The organism is Deefgea rivuli DSM 18356 (genome assembly GCF_000620145.1).
Lineage (GTDB): Bacteria > Pseudomonadota > Gammaproteobacteria > Burkholderiales > Chitinibacteraceae > Deefgea > Deefgea rivuli.
Window position 1 is genome coordinate 460,818 of record NZ_KK211081.1, and the last position, 18,658, is coordinate 479,475.

16 protein-coding genes are annotated in these 18,658 nt (G+C 45.4%); 5 read left to right on the top strand and 11 right to left on the bottom strand.

The genetic code is table 11. The features are described from left to right. Positions 1 to 64 precede the first annotated feature (64 nt). From Q320_RS0112190 to Q320_RS0112245, 11 genes are all read right to left on the bottom strand, one after another. Positions 65 to 1,402, bottom strand: coding sequence for a sigma-54-dependent transcriptional regulator (locus Q320_RS0112190; protein WP_027469232.1), 1,338 nt, complete (start codon positions 1,400 to 1,402; stop codon positions 65 to 67). Between the two features lie 8 nt (positions 1,403 to 1,410). Further along, a complete protein-coding gene (locus Q320_RS0112195; protein WP_027469233.1) occupies positions 1,411 to 2,490 on the bottom strand; it encodes a protein-glutamate methylesterase/protein-glutamine glutaminase in 1,080 nt (359 codons plus the stop codon). A gap of 24 nt (positions 2,491 to 2,514) precedes the next feature. Beyond that, on the bottom strand, positions 2,515 to 3,129 hold the full coding sequence (cheD, locus tag Q320_RS0112200) for a chemoreceptor glutamine deamidase CheD (RefSeq protein WP_027469234.1): 615 nt from the start codon (positions 3,127 to 3,129) through the stop codon (positions 2,515 to 2,517). Then, entirely contained in the window at positions 3,129 to 3,995 is an 867-nt protein-coding gene (locus tag Q320_RS0112205) for a CheR family methyltransferase (protein WP_027469235.1), read from the bottom strand. The genes cheD and Q320_RS0112205 overlap by 1 nt, the downstream gene beginning before the upstream one ends. Before the next feature lie 122 nt (positions 3,996 to 4,117). Then, positions 4,118 to 6,367 (bottom strand): methyl-accepting chemotaxis protein, encoded by a 2,250-nt coding sequence (locus Q320_RS22175; RefSeq protein ID WP_051534700.1) that lies wholly within the window; start codon positions 6,365 to 6,367, stop codon positions 4,118 to 4,120. 106 nt (positions 6,368 to 6,473) lie between these two features. Beyond that, entirely contained in the window at positions 6,474 to 6,950 is a 477-nt protein-coding gene (locus Q320_RS0112215; protein WP_027469236.1) for a chemotaxis protein CheW, read from the bottom strand. An 8-nt stretch (positions 6,951 to 6,958) separates the two neighbouring features. Next, positions 6,959 to 9,079 (bottom strand): chemotaxis protein CheW, encoded by a 2,121-nt coding sequence (locus Q320_RS19725; RefSeq protein ID WP_051534701.1) that lies wholly within the window; start codon positions 9,077 to 9,079, stop codon positions 6,959 to 6,961. Positions 9,080 to 9,102: 23 nt separating this feature from the next. Next, a complete protein-coding gene (locus tag Q320_RS0112225; RefSeq protein WP_027469237.1) occupies positions 9,103 to 9,468 on the bottom strand; it encodes a response regulator in 366 nt (121 codons plus the stop codon). Positions 9,469 to 10,024: 556 nt separating this feature from the next. After that, entirely contained in the window at positions 10,025 to 11,740 is a 1,716-nt protein-coding gene (locus Q320_RS0112235; RefSeq protein WP_027469238.1) for an ATP-binding SpoIIE family protein phosphatase, read from the bottom strand. A 7-nt stretch (positions 11,741 to 11,747) separates the two neighbouring features. Beyond that, positions 11,748 to 12,053 (bottom strand): STAS domain-containing protein, encoded by a 306-nt coding sequence (locus Q320_RS0112240; protein WP_027469239.1) that lies wholly within the window; start codon positions 12,051 to 12,053, stop codon positions 11,748 to 11,750. 83 nt (positions 12,054 to 12,136) lie between these two features. Then, positions 12,137 to 13,294, bottom strand: a complete 1,158-nt coding sequence (locus tag Q320_RS0112245) for a sensor histidine kinase (protein WP_169734457.1) — start codon at positions 13,292 to 13,294, stop codon at positions 12,137 to 12,139. 218 nt (positions 13,295 to 13,512) lie between these two features. Here Q320_RS0112245 and Q320_RS0112250 point away from each other — a divergent pair, with 218 nt between their 5' ends. The 5 genes from Q320_RS0112250 (at position 13,513) to Q320_RS0112270 (ending at position 18,648) form a co-directional block, all read left to right on the top strand. Further along, positions 13,513 to 14,463: a chemotaxis protein gene (locus Q320_RS0112250; protein ID WP_027469241.1), complete on the top strand. Its 951-nt coding sequence runs from the start codon at positions 13,513 to 13,515 to the stop codon at positions 14,461 to 14,463. Positions 14,464 to 14,496: 33 nt separating this feature from the next. Beyond that, positions 14,497 to 15,444, top strand: a complete 948-nt coding sequence (locus Q320_RS0112255) for a chemotaxis protein (protein ID WP_027469242.1) — start codon at positions 14,497 to 14,499, stop codon at positions 15,442 to 15,444. A 68-nt stretch (positions 15,445 to 15,512) separates the two neighbouring features. Next, positions 15,513 to 15,902 carry a chemotaxis response regulator CheY gene (gene cheY / locus Q320_RS0112260; RefSeq protein ID WP_027469243.1) on the top strand — a complete coding sequence of 130 codons (390 nt, stop codon included), beginning with the start codon at positions 15,513 to 15,515 and terminating at the stop codon, positions 15,900 to 15,902. A 37-nt stretch (positions 15,903 to 15,939) separates the two neighbouring features. Further along, positions 15,940 to 16,689, top strand: coding sequence for a protein phosphatase CheZ (cheZ, locus tag Q320_RS0112265; protein WP_027469244.1), 750 nt, complete (start codon positions 15,940 to 15,942; stop codon positions 16,687 to 16,689). Between the two features lie 27 nt (positions 16,690 to 16,716). Then, entirely contained in the window at positions 16,717 to 18,648 is a 1,932-nt protein-coding gene (locus tag Q320_RS0112270; RefSeq protein ID WP_027469245.1) for a chemotaxis protein CheA, read from the top strand. The last annotated feature ends 10 nt before the right edge of the window (positions 18,649 to 18,658 follow it).

Here is an 18,658-nt window from a genome sequence, read left to right on the forward strand (position 1 = left end):
CCTTCTGGGCAAAATTGTAGGGGTGCGTGGCGGCTGCGGCAAGCAAATCCTGCACCATGTGGCATCAAATTGGTAAATTACCGTCTTGCTCGCGATATTGAGCCAATTTATAGCGCAAAGTCCGCTCGCTCATCCCGAGTTTTTCTGCTGCGGCCTTGCGTACACCTTGAGTTGACTTCAACGCCTCCAAGATCATGCTTTTTTCCATGTCTTTAATATTGGCAGTCACAGGCAACGACTCAACGACATTGTCTTGCTGCAATACAACGGCAGAATTTGCCGCTTCAACTGGCAAATATAAATGCTCAGCGGCAATTTCATCCCCTGGCGCCAGTATCAAAGCACGCTGAATCACGTTATCTAGCTCACGAATATTACCCAACCAAGCATATGATTTAAGCGCTTGCTCAGCATCAGCGGTAAATACAGGTAAACGCCGCTGATAGGCTACTGCATAACGAGAAAGCATGGATCGTGCCAAAGGCAAAATATCTTCTTGCCGCTCGCGCAGCGCTGGAATTTTTAATGGGAAGACATTCAAACGATAAAACAGATCTTCACGGAAGCGCCCTTCTTTCACTTCCAGCGCCAAATCACGATTGCTAGTCGCCAAGATACGAATATTCAAAGCAATCGGTTTTACACCACCAACGCGCTCTAACTCGCGCTCTTGCAGTACTCGCAATAACTTAGCCTGCAATGACAAAGGCATTTCGGTAATTTCATCCAGCAACAAAGTACCACCTTGCGCCTGCTCAAACTTGCCTAAGTGTTGCGCGGCCGCCCCAGTAAAAGCCCCTTTTTCATGCCCAAACAAGGTCGACTCAAGGAGTTGCTCAGGAATTGCAGCGCAATTAATCGCTACAAAGGGTTTCGCCGCCCGCGGGCTGTGGCGATGGATATAACGAGCCATCACTTCTTTACCCACGCCCGACTCGCCAGTCAGCATAATCGATGCATCGACCATTGCGGCGCGCCTAGCCACATCCATCAATTGCCGCATCGCGGGCGCTTCAGCTAATACCTCATCCAAGCCCATATCCGGCAACAGGTATTTCTCAACCTGAGCCAAGAGCAAATCAGGCTCAAAGGGTTTGGGCAAATAATGGCACGCTCCAGCATGCAGCGCCGACACTGCTTTATCAATCACACCATACGCCGTCATCAACATCACTGGCAGCCATGGATAAGCCGCTTTAACCTCTCGCAACAGGGTATCGCCATCCATCGGTTGCATTTGTACGTCGGAGATCACCATACCCACACGATGAGTTTGCAATAATAGTAATGCACTTGAACCATCTTCAGCCGCAATCACCTGATAGCCGCCCAGCTCAAGGGTATCCACCAAGGCTTCGCGTAGCGCATCATCGTCTTCAACAATTAAAATCGGTAAAGCCATGTCTTCCTTTAAATCCTCAACGCTCGACCGCCATTAGCAGCCAGCCAAACTAACACTTTTTGCGCCATATCTTTTAACGCCACTACTTCATTCGCTCCGCCCAAAGCAATGGCTTCTTTTGGCATGCCAAATACAACACAACTGGCCTCATCTTGGGCAAAATTATAAGCGCCCGCTTGACGCATTTCGAGCATACCCGCCGCGCCATCTTTACCCATACCGGTCAAAATAACGCCTACAGCATTACGACCCGCAATATTGGCGGCAGAACGAAATAGCACATCCACTGAGGGACGATGCCGATTCACTGGCTGCGCTTGCGATAATTCGCAAACATAATTTGCGCCAGAAACCCCTAGCAATAAATGTGAATGACCCGGTGCGATATACGCATGACCCGGCAAAATTCGTTCACCCTGCTCCGCCTCTTTCACCGTAATTCGACACAAAGAGTTGAGCCGATTCGCAAATGACTTCGTAAACATTTCCGGCATATGCTGAGCAATCAAGATCGCCGGTGCATCAGGCGGCATTGGCAATAGGAAATCTTTTAAAGCTTCAGTTCCGCCCGTCGATGCGCCCACAATAATGAGTTTTTCCGACTTCATCAGCGGGCGAACCGCTTTGGGCAGTACCGCATCAGCGGTATAACTGACAGGTATCGGCTCGGTACTGAGTGCCCTCACTCTTGCTTTAGCAGCCATACGAATTTTCTCGCGAATTTCTTCTGCATAATTTTGAATGCCTTGCACAATATCGAGTTTGGGCTTGGCAATAATATCCACCGCCCCCAACTCTAAGGCGCGCATAGCGGCTTCCGAGCCATGCTCAGTGAGTGACGAAATCATCAACACGGGCGTTGGCTTTAAGCGCATCAAGCGTGACAAAAAATCCAGCCCATCCATTCTGGGCATTTCCACATCGAGGGTAATCACATCCGGATTGAGCTCGCGGATTTTTTCCCGCGCCACAATCGGATCCGATGCAACAGCGACGCACTCCATATCCGGTGCAGTATCAATCACTTCTTTTAACAAACTACGCATCAGCGCAGAGTCATCAACGACAATCACTCTTATTTTGGGCACTCATTTAACTCCTCGGCAGCCAGTTTACGAAAACAACTCCACATCGCCACCGTCTTTCAGATGCGTCAGGCGTGCGCCGTAATTCTTTTCCCGTTCCACAATCGTATTGTTATGAACGGCTTTGAGTTTTCGAATTAAAACACGTCCCGTTTGCGGGAAAAAATACACTTTGCGGGGAAAAATATCGAGTAAATCTTCTGCCACAATCGGAATTTGCTCTAGCGATAAAAAGCGTTTCACAAACTCTGCATTTTGTAAGCCTACATTAGAAACCGTAAATCCGCGTAAAACATTACCACCGCCAAACACTTTGGCTTCTAAACGCGATTTTTTAGCGCCCAATTTCAACAGCTGGTTGATTAAAACTTCCATCGCGTGTGTCCCATAACGGGTCGATAAGCCATTCACACTTGCCCTATCTTCAGCGGATTCTGGCAACATAAAATGATTCATTCCGCCAATCCCACTCACCGGATCTCGTATGCAAGCGGCAACGCAAGAACCCAACACAGTGACCAAAAGCATTTCACGCGGCGTGACATAATATTCACCGGGCAAAATTTTCACAGCTGCAGTCTCAAAATTTCGATCGTAATACAAGGTTGGGGCGAGGATTTCATCCGTTTCTCTGAACGACATTAGCCCACTCCCCATTCGCGAATGGCTCGCTCGGTCAATCGATAGGTCGTTTTACCGCAGGAGGTAAAATACTCCGAGATGAAATGAAGGTTTTCTGAATGCCCAACATAGAGTTGCCCATCGGGTTTCAATAAGCGCCCCATTTTTTGCAGAATGATTTTTTGCGTTGCTTGATCAAAATAAATCATCACATTGCGACAAAAAATAGCATCAAATTGCCCTTGTAGCGGCCATGTTGAATCGAGCAAATTGATTTGCTGAAACTGTAATAAAGCCCTTAATCCAGGTTTGACCCGCGCTTTACCCCCATTCATTGCTGTGCCTTTCAGGAAAAAACCGCGCTTACGTGCCAATGTCATCTGCTCAAGTTTGTCTACCGTATAAACACCTTGAGCTGCCGTTGCCAAAACTTGGGTATCTAAATCCGAAGCCAAAATCTCTACCGCTGGCTGAGCCGTTTGATAAGCTTCCATCGCCGTCATCGCCAATGAATAAGGCTCTTCGCCGGTGGACGCTGCCGCGCACCAAATCCGAAACGGCCGCGCACGGCTGGTTTGCATTTGCTGCGCCAAGATTTCAAAGTGATAGGCTTCTCGAAAAAACGACGTCAAATTGGTTGTTAAGGCATTGATAAATGGCTGCCATTCAGCAGAGTCGGGATCCTGCTCCAGAAGATGCAAATATTGTGCAAATGAACGTAGCTTCAGCACCCGCAAACGTCGTGCCAAACGGCTATAAACCATTTGCTGCTTGCTGTCATTGAGACGAATACCAGCGCATTCATAAATCAGCTGCGCGACTTTATTAAAATCAGCACGGCAATAACTGAACTCATGCTCGTGGCTGATCGTCTGATTTAGATCCATGCTTAATACCTAGGGTATATGGCCACAGCCATTTTTAAATAACGCATACAGTTAAATACCCATCAAAAACAAAAGGGACTGCATCGCCCCTTTCATTGTTGAACTGCTACAGCTTGCTGAATTTAAAACTCTTCCCAATCCCCGTCGCTTGAAGCCAACTGCGGGACTGAACGGCTTGCCGATTTAAGCACCGGCTTAGCCGTAACTCGTGCGACCACGGGCGCTTGACGCGTCGGTGTGGCGCGCGCCGACACGGCACGAACAGGTGGATCAGTCGCCAGCTTAAAAATGCCAACGGTCTGATTGAGATTTCGAGCTTGTTCTTCCAGACTTTCCGCCGCTGCAGCGGCCTCTTCAACCAAAGCAGCATTTTGCTGCGTGTTTTCATCCATCTGTGTAACGGCCTGATTAACCTGTTCAATTCCTGCGCTTTGTTCGCTCGAAGCCGCAGAAATTTCACTCATAATGTCTGTCACACGGCGCACAGCGCCAACCACATCTTGCATCGTATGGCCCGCCTGATCGACCAATTTTGATCCCGCCTCCACTTTAACAACCGAATCGCCAATCAGCGTTTTAATTTCTTTCGCCGCACCAGCCGAGCGCTGCGCCAGATTACGAACCTCTGATGCCACCACAGCAAAACCACGCCCTTGCTCACCAGCACGCGCAGCTTCAACTGCGGCATTCAGTGCCAAAATATTGGTCTGAAACGCAATCCCATCGATGACGGAAATAATATCGACAATTTTTTTCGCCGAATCGTTAATCTCGGACATCGTCAACACGACTTTATTCACGACTTCGCCGCCCTTCAGCGCAATGTCGGAAGCGCCAATGGCCAACTGATTCGCCTGCCGTGCATTTTCGGCATTCTGCTTCACCGTACTAGTGAGCTCCTCCATACTGGACGCCGTTTCTTCAAGGCTCGCCGCTTGCTGCTCAGTACGACTGGATAAATTGCTATTCCCTTTCGAGATTTCACTGGTACCCATTAATATTTCTTGAGAAGCCTGTTGAATCTGCAACACAATATCGGCCATTGAATCCACTAAGTCATTCACACCAGAGCATAAAACCTCCAACATGCCTGTTTTGCCTTCCAATGGAATATGCTGGCGTAAATCACCATTCACCGCAGCACTCACTACAGCCTGCGTTTGCTCGACCGCTTTTTGCAACGCAATCGAATCATTCACTTGCTTGGTGATATCGCTAGCATATTTAACAACTTTAAATGGCTTGCCATTTAAATCCATAATCGGGTTATAACTCGCCTGAATCCAGATTTCCTTTCCTGTTTTATCAATTCTTTTATATTGCCCCGCATCGTACTCACCGCGAGCTAGCTTTTCCCAAAAGATCCGATAGTCATGGCTTTGTCGATCGACTGTATCCACAAATAAGCTATGATGTTTTCCCTTTATTTCACTCAAGCTATAACCTAATACAGCAAGAAAATTCTCATTCGCGTTAATAATCGTACCATCTAAATTAAACTCAATCACGGCCTGTGATTTGCTAATTGCCGCCAATTGCCCTTGAAAATCAGCTGTTGCCAATTTACTCTCGGTCACATCAGAAGCATATTTAACCACTTTAAAAGGATGGCCATTCATATCCAAAATTGGATTATAACTAGCCTGAATCCATATTTCTTTTCCACCTTTACCAATCCGCTTATATTGTCCAGCATCATATTCGCCACGACCTAACTTTTCCCAAAAGCTGCGATATTCAACACTTTGTCGATAGACAGGATCAACAAACATGCTGTGATGCTGGCCCTTTATTTCCGACAATGAATAGCCCAGCGCAGCAAGAAAATTATCATTTGCCGTGATCACAGTGCCATCTAAATTAAACTCGATCACACCTTGTGATTTACTAATCGCAGCTAATTGACCATTGTGATCCGCACTCAGCATTTTTTCAGCACTAATATCAGCCGCATACTTTACAACCTTAAATGGCTTACCATTTTGATCAAAAATAGGGTTGTAACTACCTTGTATCCAAATTTCCTTACCCGAGCGGCCAATCCGTTTATATTGCCCTGCATCAAATTCACCACGGCCTAATTTATCCCAGAACTGACGATATTCATATGATTGGCGATACTCCAAATCAACGAACAAACTATGGTGCTTGCCAATAATTTCATTTAATTCATAACCAACCACCCTTAGAAAATTATCATTCGCATCAAGAACATGGCCATTGAGATCAAACTCAATCACGCCCTGTGACTTGCTAATTGCTGCCACTTTCCCCTTTAAATCAGCTAGCTCTGCGACATCAATGGTAGCCATATTCACAGGAGGTAGTGAACTGCGTTGATCATTCCCCAGTAATTTATTAATAAAAAGCATTGTTCATTACTCCAGTAGTTTTAGGCCTATTGATGCAAATCGATTTTATCTTCACACTGACAAAAATAAATTAAAAAATCACGCTTAATCTATAAGTGATTTAACATTAAGCAACTGCCTCAATTAACTCCATATCCGTACTCGTCATCAACTTTTCAATATCAACAAGAATAATCATTCTTTCATTCATGACACCCAATCCAAGGATATAAGTCGTATCAAAAGCAGCACCAAATTCAGGTGCATCTCTGAGCTGGTCCATCGCTAAAGTCATTACATCCGAAACACTATCGACCACTACGCCAATGGTTCTATGGGCGATATTTAAAATAATAACCACGGTAAATTCATCATAAGTCACATTGCCGATATTAAATTTCACCCTTAAATCTACAATCGGCACGATATTTCCACGTAAATTAATAACACCTTTAATAAATTTAGGTGCATTTGCAATACTGGTTACCGCATCATAACCACGAATTTCCTGAACTTTTAAGATATCGATTCCATACTCTTCGCGACCCAGAGCAAAAACCAATAACTCACGATTTACCTCATTTTCTCGAATTAATGCGTCCATGATTTTCCTTATGCAGCAAGCGTAGCGAGCTCTTTCGCTGCGAGATGTTCATTAGTAGATGCGTGCTGCGCCATTTTGACTAGAGAAGCCACATCCAAAATAAATGCTACGTGTCCATCCCCCATAATTGTGGCACCAGCAACCCCTGCAACCCGACGATAATTAGTTTCTAGGTTCTTAACCACAACCTGATGCTGGCCTAATAAATCATCGACGAACAAAGCGATTTTTTGCCCTTCTGCTTCCAAGATAATTACAATTCCATCAGAGAAATGATTAATTTTTTTCGGCAAATTAAATACTTCATATAATGCGACCAAAGGTACGTATTCACCCCTCACATTAATGACTGAGCCACGCCCTGCCATTGTTTTAATTTCATTCCCCTTGGGCTGCAGTGATTCGATAATAAAAGTGAGTGGAATAATATAAAATTCATCCGATGCAGAGATTGACATGCCGTCTAAGATTGCCAGTGTTAATGGCAAACGGATGCTGATGGTTGAGCCAACTCCAGTCATGGATTGAATTTCAACCCGCCCGCCCATCGCCTGAATGTTTTTTCGTACTACATCCATCCCCACACCACGCCCAGATACATCGGTGACTTCGGCTGCGGTTGAAAATCCGGCCTCAAAAATGAGCAGCCATACCTCGTTGTCCGTCATGCTATCGCTGACATTCAGCCCACGCTCACGCGCTTTAGCTAGGATTTTTTCGCGATTCAAACCTGCGCCATCATCGCTCACTTCAATCACGATATTGCCGCCTTGATGAAAGGCTTTCAGCGTGAGATTGCCCTGCGCGGGTTTACCTCTGGCGACACGAAGCTCAGGCGTTTCTAGTCCGTGATCCAGGCTATTACGCACTAAATGCGTGAGCGGGTCAGATAGTTTTTCAATAAACCCTTTATCCAGCTCGGTGTTTTCACCGATCATCCTTAACTCAACTTGCTTGTTCAGTTTGCTGGCCAGATCACGCACCAAGCGAGGATAGCGATTAAATACAAACGAAATCGGCATCATCCGGATCGACATGACCGACTCTTGCAGCTCTCGCGTATTGCGCTCAAGCTGGGCAACACCAGAAAGCAATTTTTCATGTAAAACGGGATCGAGTAGCAAAGCGTTTTGCGCCAACATCGATTGAGTAATCACCAGTTCGCCAACAAGATTAAGCAACTGATCGACTTTCTCCACACTCACGCGAATTGAAGAATCCGTTTTTTCGCCAGTGGCGGCTTTATCTGCGACGACTCGATCAGTGCTCCGGCGATTCAACTCGGTACTGCTACTGAACTCTGGCTGCGGAGTGACCGCACAGATCGGTAAAGACGCCGCAGGAACAAAAAATCCAAAGCCATCCCCCTCAATCAACACTGCCTGATGCTCAACGTCTAGCTGTGGCTCGAAAAAACCATAGCCAATATCCTCAGATACCGCTACTACAGCGGCATCATCCAGTAATCCTGCCGTAGCAAATAAACCATACGCAGAACCAGGCAAATCGCCCTGCAAAATAGTAATTCGCGCCGGATCAATTAAAAATGACACCGAGTCCAAAATACTGGCGCTCGATTGGGTTGAATCAACACGAAAGCGCCACGGGCGCACCAGATCGCCGTGTTCATAATCAATAATTTCACCGAAAGTTGTTAATTCTCGCAGCAAGCCGCGAATATCAAAATCATCACCTGCTGCAATTTCAATTGAAATTCGCTCAAGGTGCTTAGCTTGCGATGATTCACTAGAACATTGCGTTAACTCTTGCATCACTTGCGAAATCGTCGCAGGATCAACAGCATCTTGACCGCGATGAGCTGCCAGCATCGCTCGCAGCACATCCCCCGTATGCAAAAAAACATCCACCATCGCTGGGTGCAACTGAGTTTCATGCTTACGAATGCGATCCAGCAGATTTTCCAAGATGTGCGTGACTTCAGTCAGATCGCTAAAACCAAACGTTGCCGCCCCCCCTTTGATCGAATGAGCGGCCCGAAAAATCGCATTCAATTCTTCTGCATCCGGATTAGCAACATCAAGCTTTAGCAATAAATCTTCAAGAGCAGCCAAATGCTCGGATGCCTCATCAAAAAATACTGCGATAAACTGGCTCATATCAATCGTCATTGCCAACTCCTTAGCGCAGTGAATTAACCAATGACTTTACGAACAACTTCTAACAATTTTTGCGGGTCAAACGGCTTAACCAGCCAGCCTGTTGCCCCTACGGCGCGCCCCTGCTGTTTCATCGTGTCGCTCGATTCGGTGGTCAGCATCAGAATCGGCGTGCTCACATACTGCGGCAGAGCGCGTACGGTACGAATTAAAGTCAGCCCATCCATGCCTGGCATGTTTTGATCCGTCAAAATCAGATCGACTTGCTGAGTCTTCGCTTGCGCCACACCAGCATTGCCATCTGCCGCTTCAACGACGTCATAACCGGCGCTTTTTAAAGTAAACGCAACCATTTGCCGAATTGACGTAGAGTCATCCACCGTGAGTACTTTTTTAGCCATATTGGCCCCCTTGAGTTTCACCAAAATATGCCTACGGCATTGTGTGGTGCGCTGCTTATGAATACGCAGCAATGTATGACGAGGAGAATCAGGACAGAATTTACTATAGACAAATTTACAAATTGGCCTAAATAATATTACTAACAATGAAAAAATAATTGCAAATAAAGGCAAGCAAGGAGAAGGGGATTCTGCATAGCGCCAGCATGCTTAGCCCATGGCTGGCGTAGTTTTAGAGCCGACAAATGACTAATTTCACGAAGAGAACATTGCTATTCTTTGGATAGAAAAACACACTAAGAAAAAACTAGGCTTATGCTAAGATGGGCAAAAAAATTGAAGGGGGTCTTATTAAAATACAGGTATTTAAATGGCGTCTTTTAAATACAAGACCGGCATGAATATACCCAGCAATAAAAATTGCAAAGTATTGCATGCGATGCAAACGATCAAATAAGAAAAAGAGGGTATAGGGGAGTAAACTTGATCAACAACGCTTGACTGTAAATAGAGTTAGGCTCAATGAAATCAAACAAAAATCAGCACAAAACTCAAATCAAACGGCTTGTGGTGCGTAATAAACTTCAACTTCATTACCAATGCCAATGTAATTGACACGCAAAGCTAAAGCTTTAACTAATGCAATGCCCCGCCCAAACGAGTACAGGGGGTGAGGAGCGTCCAGACTAGATTTCGACCAATTAAAACCTGGGCCACTGTCTTTAACACGAATCCGTAAGACCTCCTGACCGTGCAGCATAACGCCCATCAAATCAATCTCGATCCGGCCTTCTTGCAATTCAAGTAGCCGCTTGGAACGCTCAAGCAAATAATATTCCATACCGTCTGGATTTAATTTTATATCGGAATCCATTCCCAGTAAGCCGTGATCTACGGCATTCAAAAACAACTCAGTCAGAATCAAGAACACATCCGACTGTGAACTTGCTAAAGATTTAATCTCTTTCACAAAGGTCATCATGAAAGGGATCGTATTCACGTATCTTAATTCATCAGCAGTGAGCACCAGACTATAACGCCACGTACTTTCATTACCAGTCGCAAAATCCGCCGTTAATAACTGGCTGATATCCTGAGTTGCTGGATTAGCAACACGAATATCTCGCTGACTATTACCACCAAAACCAGCCAGCACCAGCGAAACATCATCATGATGCTTTTCTTGCTGCAAGAATTCGGCAAATTCATGCTGAAAGCAGTCAATAGGCTTGAGTGTTAAATTACTTTGCAGTACATCAAGCAAGCGCGTCACACCAAACTCTTCGCCCTGTGCATTTCTGGCCTCAACCAAACCGTCAGAATACGCTACTACAAAACCTGCACCATTCGAATAAAACCGCTCTGGTGCAAAATCCATGGAGTGCGAAGGAACAATCCCCAGGGGCAGATTTTTTGAACGACACTCAAACACCACCTCGCCTTGGTCATTGAGCAAATACACCATCGGCATGCCGCCATTCCAGACTTCGATACAACCAGTCGTCTCATCAATTGAAATAAGGGTGACACAAACGAAACGGCCAACTGGCAGCACTTGGCGAACTTTGTCGTTCATTTCCAGCAAAATATCGCTGATCGCATAACCTTTTTCAGTCATGCTGTAAAACGGCTGAGTCAGTGGCAACACATTCAATGCTGCGGTCAAACCATGCCCAATCCCATCGGCCAACATCACATGCAATGCTTGACCCGGCGTACGAGCAGATGCAATCAAGTCCCCAGACAGACTTTCTGCCGGAGACAATAAATACTGTAGTTGAGGATCAGATAAGCGCTCAGAATTGACGAGTTGCTCCATCAAATGACGCACAACTCGTTTCTCTTCCTCAGCATTCTCGTAATAATCCGCCAGTCGCTCGGATTGTTCGCGTACTTTCCGATTCAGTTCGAGCGTCCGCCCGAATGCTTTTAGCTTGGCTTCTAGAACCCGGAAATTAACCGGTTTGTTGATGTAATCATCAGCACCGCGTTCAATGGCATCGGCTAAGGCGTTTTCCTCGCCAACCCCCGTCACAAAGACAATCGGTACCCAGCGCTCTCCCGATTCTTCTTTAATCAAGATAGCCGCTTCTGGCCCTGTCATGATCGGCATCATGACATCCATTAATACTAAATCAGGCTGTTCTAAACGACATTGCTCTACCGCATCACGGCCATTCCTCGCCAAAACTGCGCGATGCCCCAAAGCTTCGACAAAGCGCGAAATTAGCAACAGAATGGCTTCTGTATCGTCAACAACCAAAATTTTCATTACAAAACTACCTAATCGTGAAAATTTTACCGAAGCAGGCGATTTCCAAAACCTGTTTTACCGTGTCACGGCAATTAACTAATGCCAGACTCTTACTTGCAGCAGAAATTTTCTCTTTCAGCAATAACAACATCCCTAGCGCAGAGCTATCCAAATAATTCACATTTTGGAAATCGACTAAAACTTCCTTGATCTCCGGATTCGCAATCAGCGTCTCGCACACCTGACGAAACTCTCTGTGCGCACTAAAATCAAACTGCCCCGACAAAATGACGCGGCCAACATTACCCTCAATCTGCACGGTAGGTGTCATACGTAATTAACCCTATTATCTTTTAGTAAATTGATCTCGGTACGACCGAAAAACTAGCACTTTGCCAAATCTAACGATCACTCTCACACCTTAGTTGCCGCTGTCGCCAGTGGCAAGCAAATCTTAAAGGAACTCCCCAAATCTAGCTTAGATTCAACACTTATATCCCCGCCGTATGAAGAAACCAAATTTCGTACGATAGCCAACCCTAAACCAGTCCCATCCTTACGCGTCGTAAAAAAAGGTTCAAACAGCCGCGATCGCACGTCCTCTGCCATGCCACATCCCAAATCTTTAATTTCAATCGACAGGAATGAATCATCTTTTAGCACTTCACATAAAACTTTTTGTCCTGGATGAGAAGCCAGTAACGCATTCTCAAAGATATTTGCCAAGCAGCCAGAAAACTCGCGCGCATTCACTTTCCCCCAGATAGGCTCGCTTGGTTCAACAATTGTTAAACATACATTTTTTTGTTCAAATTGTGGCAAAACATGCTGCACAGCATCCTGAATGACACAACGAATATCTAACAACTCGGTTAACTGCTGCTGACCACGGACAAACCTCAACATATTTTGGATGAGCACCTCTAAATGCCGCAAACGATCGAGTGATTTTTGTGCAAATCGAACACGATCATCCTCGGCCAAATTAGGCCGAACCAAGTGCCCGTTGTAAAGCAAGGCAGTCGATAATGGGGTTCTCAATTGATGCGCTAAACCCGCCGCCATCTCCCCCATGGCGGCCAAACGTTCATGCCGAGCGAGCGCGCTACGCATCTCATGTGCCAAACTAACATCATGCAGTAATACCAGACGTACCTGCTCTTCAGGAACATCAACCTCTTCCAGTAAAAAATACGATATTTCATCAGCATATCGATATTCGGAAACACCAGGCTCGTCACTGAGCTGCATGTGCTCCGCAACGATGTGTGGCCAGTTAAAGCCAACATCATCACGACGTAATAATTTTTTCGCGGCAGTATTTTGTGCTAAAACTCGCCCCAAAGAATCCAGCTCAAGCACTCCAGCAGGCAGACAATCTAATAACAAACGCAAACGACGGGAAAGTGCTGATTTTTCATCAAATTCACGGCGTAAATTCCCATTAGCAACCTCAAGCTGCTCAGTTAGCGTACTCACTTGCCCCTGCAAGTCAGCATATGCCAGCGACAATTGCTCCGAAGCCGCAGTAAACAAGGCAAACGCTTCTTCCAGATTTCGTGGATCAATCACTTCATCCTGCGTACTCATAAAGAACTGTCCTTGTTGCATTCATAAATATGGATTATAAAGATTTCACATTGCACCAATTCAAAGATGCGCCAGCTTATCGAGCTAGAACCTTAAAAAACAATCACTTTGCAAAAAAAAATGTTTTTAGCGCTATATATTTGTAATCCAAGGCCGATAATGCAGTATTCAATTCACCCTTAGCCGCTTGGAGTAGAGTCGTGTCAGACCTTCTAAAAAATATCGACGCCCGTACCAAATTGGCAGGGACCAACAAATTAGAGATTTTGCTCTTTACCCTAGGACTTGATCAAAGATCAGGCCGCAGAGAGACGTTCGGAATTAACGTATTTAAAGTTCGTGAAGTGATGCGAACTCCCGAAATTACGCAAGCCCCCGATATGCCTTCATCTGTCGAAGGGATGGTGAGCTTGCGCGGGGTCTTAGTTCCCGTAATTGATCTTGCCAAATACGCCGGCATTGTCACAGAAAGTAAGCCCGAAATTATGGTTGTTTCTGAATATAACGGCCACACTCAAGGTTTTTTAGTTGAGGCTGTAGACACAATTTTGCGCCTTGATTGGTCTGTTATGCGGGTACCGCCCGATATGCTAACCATGCAAATGGGTGGTTTAGTTACGGCGGTCACAGAACTCGAAAGCGGCAAGCTAGTCATGATGCTCGATGTTGAGAAAGTCCTAGCTGAAACAACCCAAAAGAGCAGCACCATTGATACAGCGGCAGTGGTTAGTGATGCGAGCATCAGCCACAAAACCGTATTTTTTGCCGATGATTCGCTAGTCGCACGTAGCCAAATTGAGCAAACATTAGACGCAATGAATGTACATCACATGCATGCGATTAACGGTAAGCGAGCCTGGGATGAACTGCTAAAACTTGCAAAATCAGCAGAACTCCAAGGCAAAATGGTCAAAGATTTGGTGCATTTGGTCTTGACCGATGTTGAGATGCCTGAAATGGATGGCTATATGCTAACCAAGCAAATCAAAAGCGATCCTCGATTTGTAGGTATTCCGGTGCTGATGCACTCATCACTTTCTGGACTTTCAAACCAAAAATTAGGTCAGTCCGTCGGTGTTGATGGTTACGTTGCAAAATTCGAGCCGCACAAGCTTTCAGAAAGTATTATGAATTTTTTGCGTCGCGAATAAATTCTGCGAGACAAGTACAAAAAGAGGTTACTCATGAGCAAGCCACCACAAGCTAATTTACTTGATACTGTCGATGCACGCACCAAGCTGGCGGGCTCCAACAAAATGGAAATTTTGCTATTTTCATTAGGAACTCGAGAAATTTTTGGCATCAATGTGTTTAAAGTTCGTGAGGTTTCACAAACACCAAAAATTACTAAAACGCCTAATATGCCGCACGGCGTAGAAGGTGTTTTATCTCTACGCGGGAATATTATTCCCGTTATTTCACTCGCCCGCTTTATTGCAACCCACGAAGAACCCGCTAGCGATGCAACTAGCACCATGATTGTGACGGAGTTTTCAAAACACACGCAAGCCTTCCTAGTGCACGATGTAGATCGGATTATCCGCGTTGACTGGGACAAAGTTCGCGCACCTGAAACCATGCTCGCCGGCAATCAAGCCTTGATTACTGCAATTACTGAATTACCAGATGGCAAACTCGTGTCTATCTTAGATGTAGAGCAAATTTTGGCAACCGTGATTGGTGAACCAATCATTCCCGACCTACCCCCAACGACGATCCATCCAGACACCTTTATGTTTTTTGTTGACGACTCTATGGTGGCAAGGAAAGAGATTATTAGCGTTCTCGACAAGATTGGCATCAAATACCATCAAGCTAATAATGGCAAAGAAGCGTGGGATAAACTGCAAAACTTAGCAAATCGTGCAGCTCATGATGGCGAAAACTTGCGAGACAAACTAAAATTAATATTAGTAGATGCTGAAATGCCGGAAATGGATGGCTATGTACTAACAAAACACATTAAGTCAGATCACCGATTTAAAGGCATACCAGTCGTTATGCATTCGTCATTATCATCGAATGCCAATCGCGCCATGGGTGCAAGTGTTGGTGTTGATGCCTATGTTGCAAAATTTGACGCATTGATATTAGCAGACACGCTGTCCCCTATGTTGAGTAGCCAAAGCTAGCTCGACTTATCGTAATACATTTTATTTTGCGCGTTTATCAATTGTGATAAAGCAACTGGAGTTAAGTTATGGCAGATCAGAACATGCGTTTTCTCGTGGTGGATGATTTTTCCACTATGCGTCGCATCGTCCGGAATCTTCTAAAAGAGCTTGGTTTCACCAATGTGGATGAAGCAGAAGATGGGCAAGTCGCGCTGCACAAATTAAAAAACGGCCAATTTGAGTTCGTCGTAACCGATTGGAATATGCCTAATATGACGGGCATTGAACTATTGAGAGCGATTCGAGCAGATGCCCAATTAAAGCACCTTCCAGTTTTAATGGTTACAGCTGAGGCTAAAAAGGAAAACATCATCGAAGCAGCAACTGCAGGCGCTAGTGGTTATGTGGTGAAGCCTTTTACAGCCGCCACACTCGATGAGAAGCTAAAGAAAATTTTCGCTAATATGGCCAAGTAATTTTCAGCGAATCAACATATAAAAAGCAGGAGGCACTGTGAGCGATAATGCATTAAATAACGGGGATTCACCCGACCTTGAAGCGCTGTTTGATAGCATAGTTCAATCTAATTCTACTGATGTAGAAATACTAGAATCCGCTGCCCAGCCGCCTTCAGAACAACGTTCTGCGATGGATGAGCCTGCAAAATCAATGTTCTCACACATCGGGCAGATCACAAGAAAGCTGCACGATACCCTGCGCGAACTTGGCCTAGATAAATCTCTTGAATCTGCTGCGGCGTCTATTCCCGACGCCCGCGACCGACTATCTTACGTCGCAACCATGACTGAGCAAGCTGCAGAGCGCACATTAAATGCTCTCGACGTGGCAAAACCATTGCAAGACAGCATCACTGATAATTCAAAACGCTTATCAATCCAATGGGATAAATTTTATAAACACGAACTCAGTGTTGACGACTTCAAAAAACTGGTTGAACAAACACATTCTCATTTGAAAACCACTGCACAGCAATCTGAGCAAGTTAGTACTCAAATGCTTGAAATTATGATGGCCCAAGACTTTCAAGATTTGACAGGACAAGTCATTAAGCGGGTATTAAGCATGGCAAAAGATATGGAAAGTCATTTGCTTGATTTTCTATTGATGTTTAGTCCTCAAGGTGCGGTGAAAGTTGATGATGCCAGCCTATTGAATGGGCCTGTTGTGAGTACAGAAGGTCGAACTGATATTGTTACTAACCAAGAGCAAGTTGATGACTTGCTGGAAAGCCTCGGATTCTGAGCTCTTCCTGCATAAAAGGGGTACACCATGAGTGTTTTCGGCGGAATGGAAGACCTGCTGCAGGACTTCTTAACAGAATCTTCAGAGCTTCTATCTGAAGTTGATAATAAACTTGTTGAGCTAGAAAAACGCCCCGATGACAAGGCGCTTTTAAATGATATTTTCCGTGGCTTTCACACAATTAAAGGCGGGGCAGGCTTTTTAAATGTTGATGCGATGGTGAGTTTATGCCATAGAACTGAAAACCTATTCGACAAACTTCGCAATGCAGAACTCAAGCTTGATCCAGAAATTATGGATGAAATCCTTGCTGCGACTGGCGTAGTGCGCGAAATGTTTGGTGAAATGTCACAAGGCCGCCAACCTGCAGCGGCAGACCCTGCGCTACTTCAAGCATTAGATGATGTACTCGAAGGAAGAAAAGCAAATACAGCCCCTCCTTCAGCTGTAACAGCTACAGCAAAAACAGATTCAATACCCGCAGTAACAGTTGCAGAAACAACATCATCCAATACAGAGCCGAATTGGCCTAACTTATATAACGCATTACTGGATGATGCTGAAGTCGTTACTACTCCATCTTTAATACCAACTCCTATCACAGTGGCCGAAGAAATCCAGCAAGAATCAGATGATGTCATCATTGCAGGCAGCGCTTTTTTAGAGCCAATGCAAAGTCTTAAACCTGCCCCCGCAGTAGCAAGCAATGTTCGTGCTCAAGCAAACACTCAGCAACTAGCGACTCAAGAAACCACCATCCGAATTGATACAGTTCGCCTAGATCAAGTACTTAACTTATCTGGCGAAATTGGACTAACGAAGAATCGCCTCACCACCCTCCGCGCAGATATTATGTCTGGAAAAATGGATGGTGTTACGCTCAAAGCACTAGACGAAGCTATTGGACAGCTAGATTTACTCGTTGGCGACCTGCAAAATGCAGTCATGAAGACTCGGATGCAGCCAATCGGACGCTTGTTCCAAAAATATCCGCGATTAGCACGAGATTTAGCTCGCCAAATGGGCAAAGATGTTGAGCTTGTAATTACCGGTGAAGAAACCGAGCTAGACAAAACAATGCTGGAGGACTTAAACGATCCATTAGTCCATTTGGTTCGTAATGCAGTCGATCATGGTGTTGAAACCACAGAAGAGCGCATTGCCAGTGGCAAGCCAGCGAAAGCAGTGGTTGAGTTAACTGCAACCCAAGTCGGCGATCATATTCGTATTGAAATTGTCGATGATGGCCGCGGCATGCGGCCTGATGTCATTCGACGCAAAGCAATTGAGAAAGGGCTGATTGATATTGAAACAGCCAATAGCTTGGATGATAAGCAAAGCTTGCAGCTTATTTTCCTGCCTGGCTTTTCTACCAAAGATCAGATCTCCAGCGTCTCAGGCCGCGGGGTCGGGATGGATGTCGTTAAAACGAATATCCAGAAACTCAATGGCAGAGTTGATATCCAGTCTGCTGTAGGTGAAGGTTCCCGTTTCACAATTTCATTGCCGCTGACCTTGGCAATCCTGCCTGTTCTGGTTGTTAAAGTCTGTGACCAACCATTTGCTGTTCCGCTTGCAATGGTTCGGGAAATTATTACGATTCGCCAAGAACAGGTTCAAGAGGTCTCTGGGCGCGCAACCATTGTTGTTCGGGATGAAATCCTATCCGTCCGCTCCTTAGCTCACCTCATCGGCTGGAATGAAGTTCAGCTGCCTCAATTTGGCGTCTTGATGCAATCTGCAGAGCATTCATTTATCCTCGCTGTGGATAGCTTTATTGGCCGCGACGATGTGGTGATTAAACCACTACAGAATATTCGCCCGAAAGGCGTGGCAGGCGCAACATTATCCGGCGATGGCTCGATTGTACTCGTGCTCGACATGGAAGACTTGTTGGCCTCGGACACTGCAGATGCTGCGGCGATTAAGACATCCCGCTTTATCGAGCAATTTACTTGATAAGTTATTT

Excerpts from the sequence above, each read along its gene's own strand:
- Q320_RS0112190 (WP_027469232.1), bottom strand. The coding sequence starts at position 1,402 with ATGGCTTTACCGATTTTAATTGTTGAAGACGATGATGCGCTACGCGAA.
- cheD (WP_027469234.1), bottom strand. The coding sequence starts at position 3,129 with ATGTCGTTCAGAGAAACGGATGAAATCCTCGCCCCAACCTTGTATTAC.
- Q320_RS0112205 (WP_027469235.1), bottom strand. The coding sequence starts at position 3,995 with ATGGATCTAAATCAGACGATCAGCCACGAGCATGAGTTCAGTTATTGC.
- Q320_RS22175 (WP_051534700.1), bottom strand. The coding sequence starts at position 6,367 with ATGCTTTTTATTAATAAATTACTGGGGAATGATCAACGCAGTTCACTA.
- Q320_RS0112215 (WP_027469236.1), bottom strand. The coding sequence starts at position 6,950 with ATGGACGCATTAATTCGAGAAAATGAGGTAAATCGTGAGTTATTGGTT.
- Q320_RS19725 (WP_051534701.1), bottom strand. The coding sequence starts at position 9,079 with ATGACGATTGATATGAGCCAGTTTATCGCAGTATTTTTTGATGAGGCA.
- Q320_RS0112225 (WP_027469237.1), bottom strand. The coding sequence starts at position 9,468 with ATGGCTAAAAAAGTACTCACGGTGGATGACTCTACGTCAATTCGGCAA.
- Q320_RS0112235 (WP_027469238.1), bottom strand. The coding sequence starts at position 11,740 with ATGAAAATTTTGGTTGTTGACGATACAGAAGCCATTCTGTTGCTAATT.
- Q320_RS0112240 (WP_027469239.1), bottom strand. The coding sequence starts at position 12,053 with ATGACACCTACCGTGCAGATTGAGGGTAATGTTGGCCGCGTCATTTTG.
- Q320_RS0112255 (WP_027469242.1), top strand. The coding sequence starts at position 14,497 with ATGAGCAAGCCACCACAAGCTAATTTACTTGATACTGTCGATGCACGC.
- cheY (WP_027469243.1), top strand. The coding sequence starts at position 15,513 with ATGGCAGATCAGAACATGCGTTTTCTCGTGGTGGATGATTTTTCCACT.
- Q320_RS0112270 (WP_027469245.1), top strand. The coding sequence starts at position 16,717 with ATGAGTGTTTTCGGCGGAATGGAAGACCTGCTGCAGGACTTCTTAACA.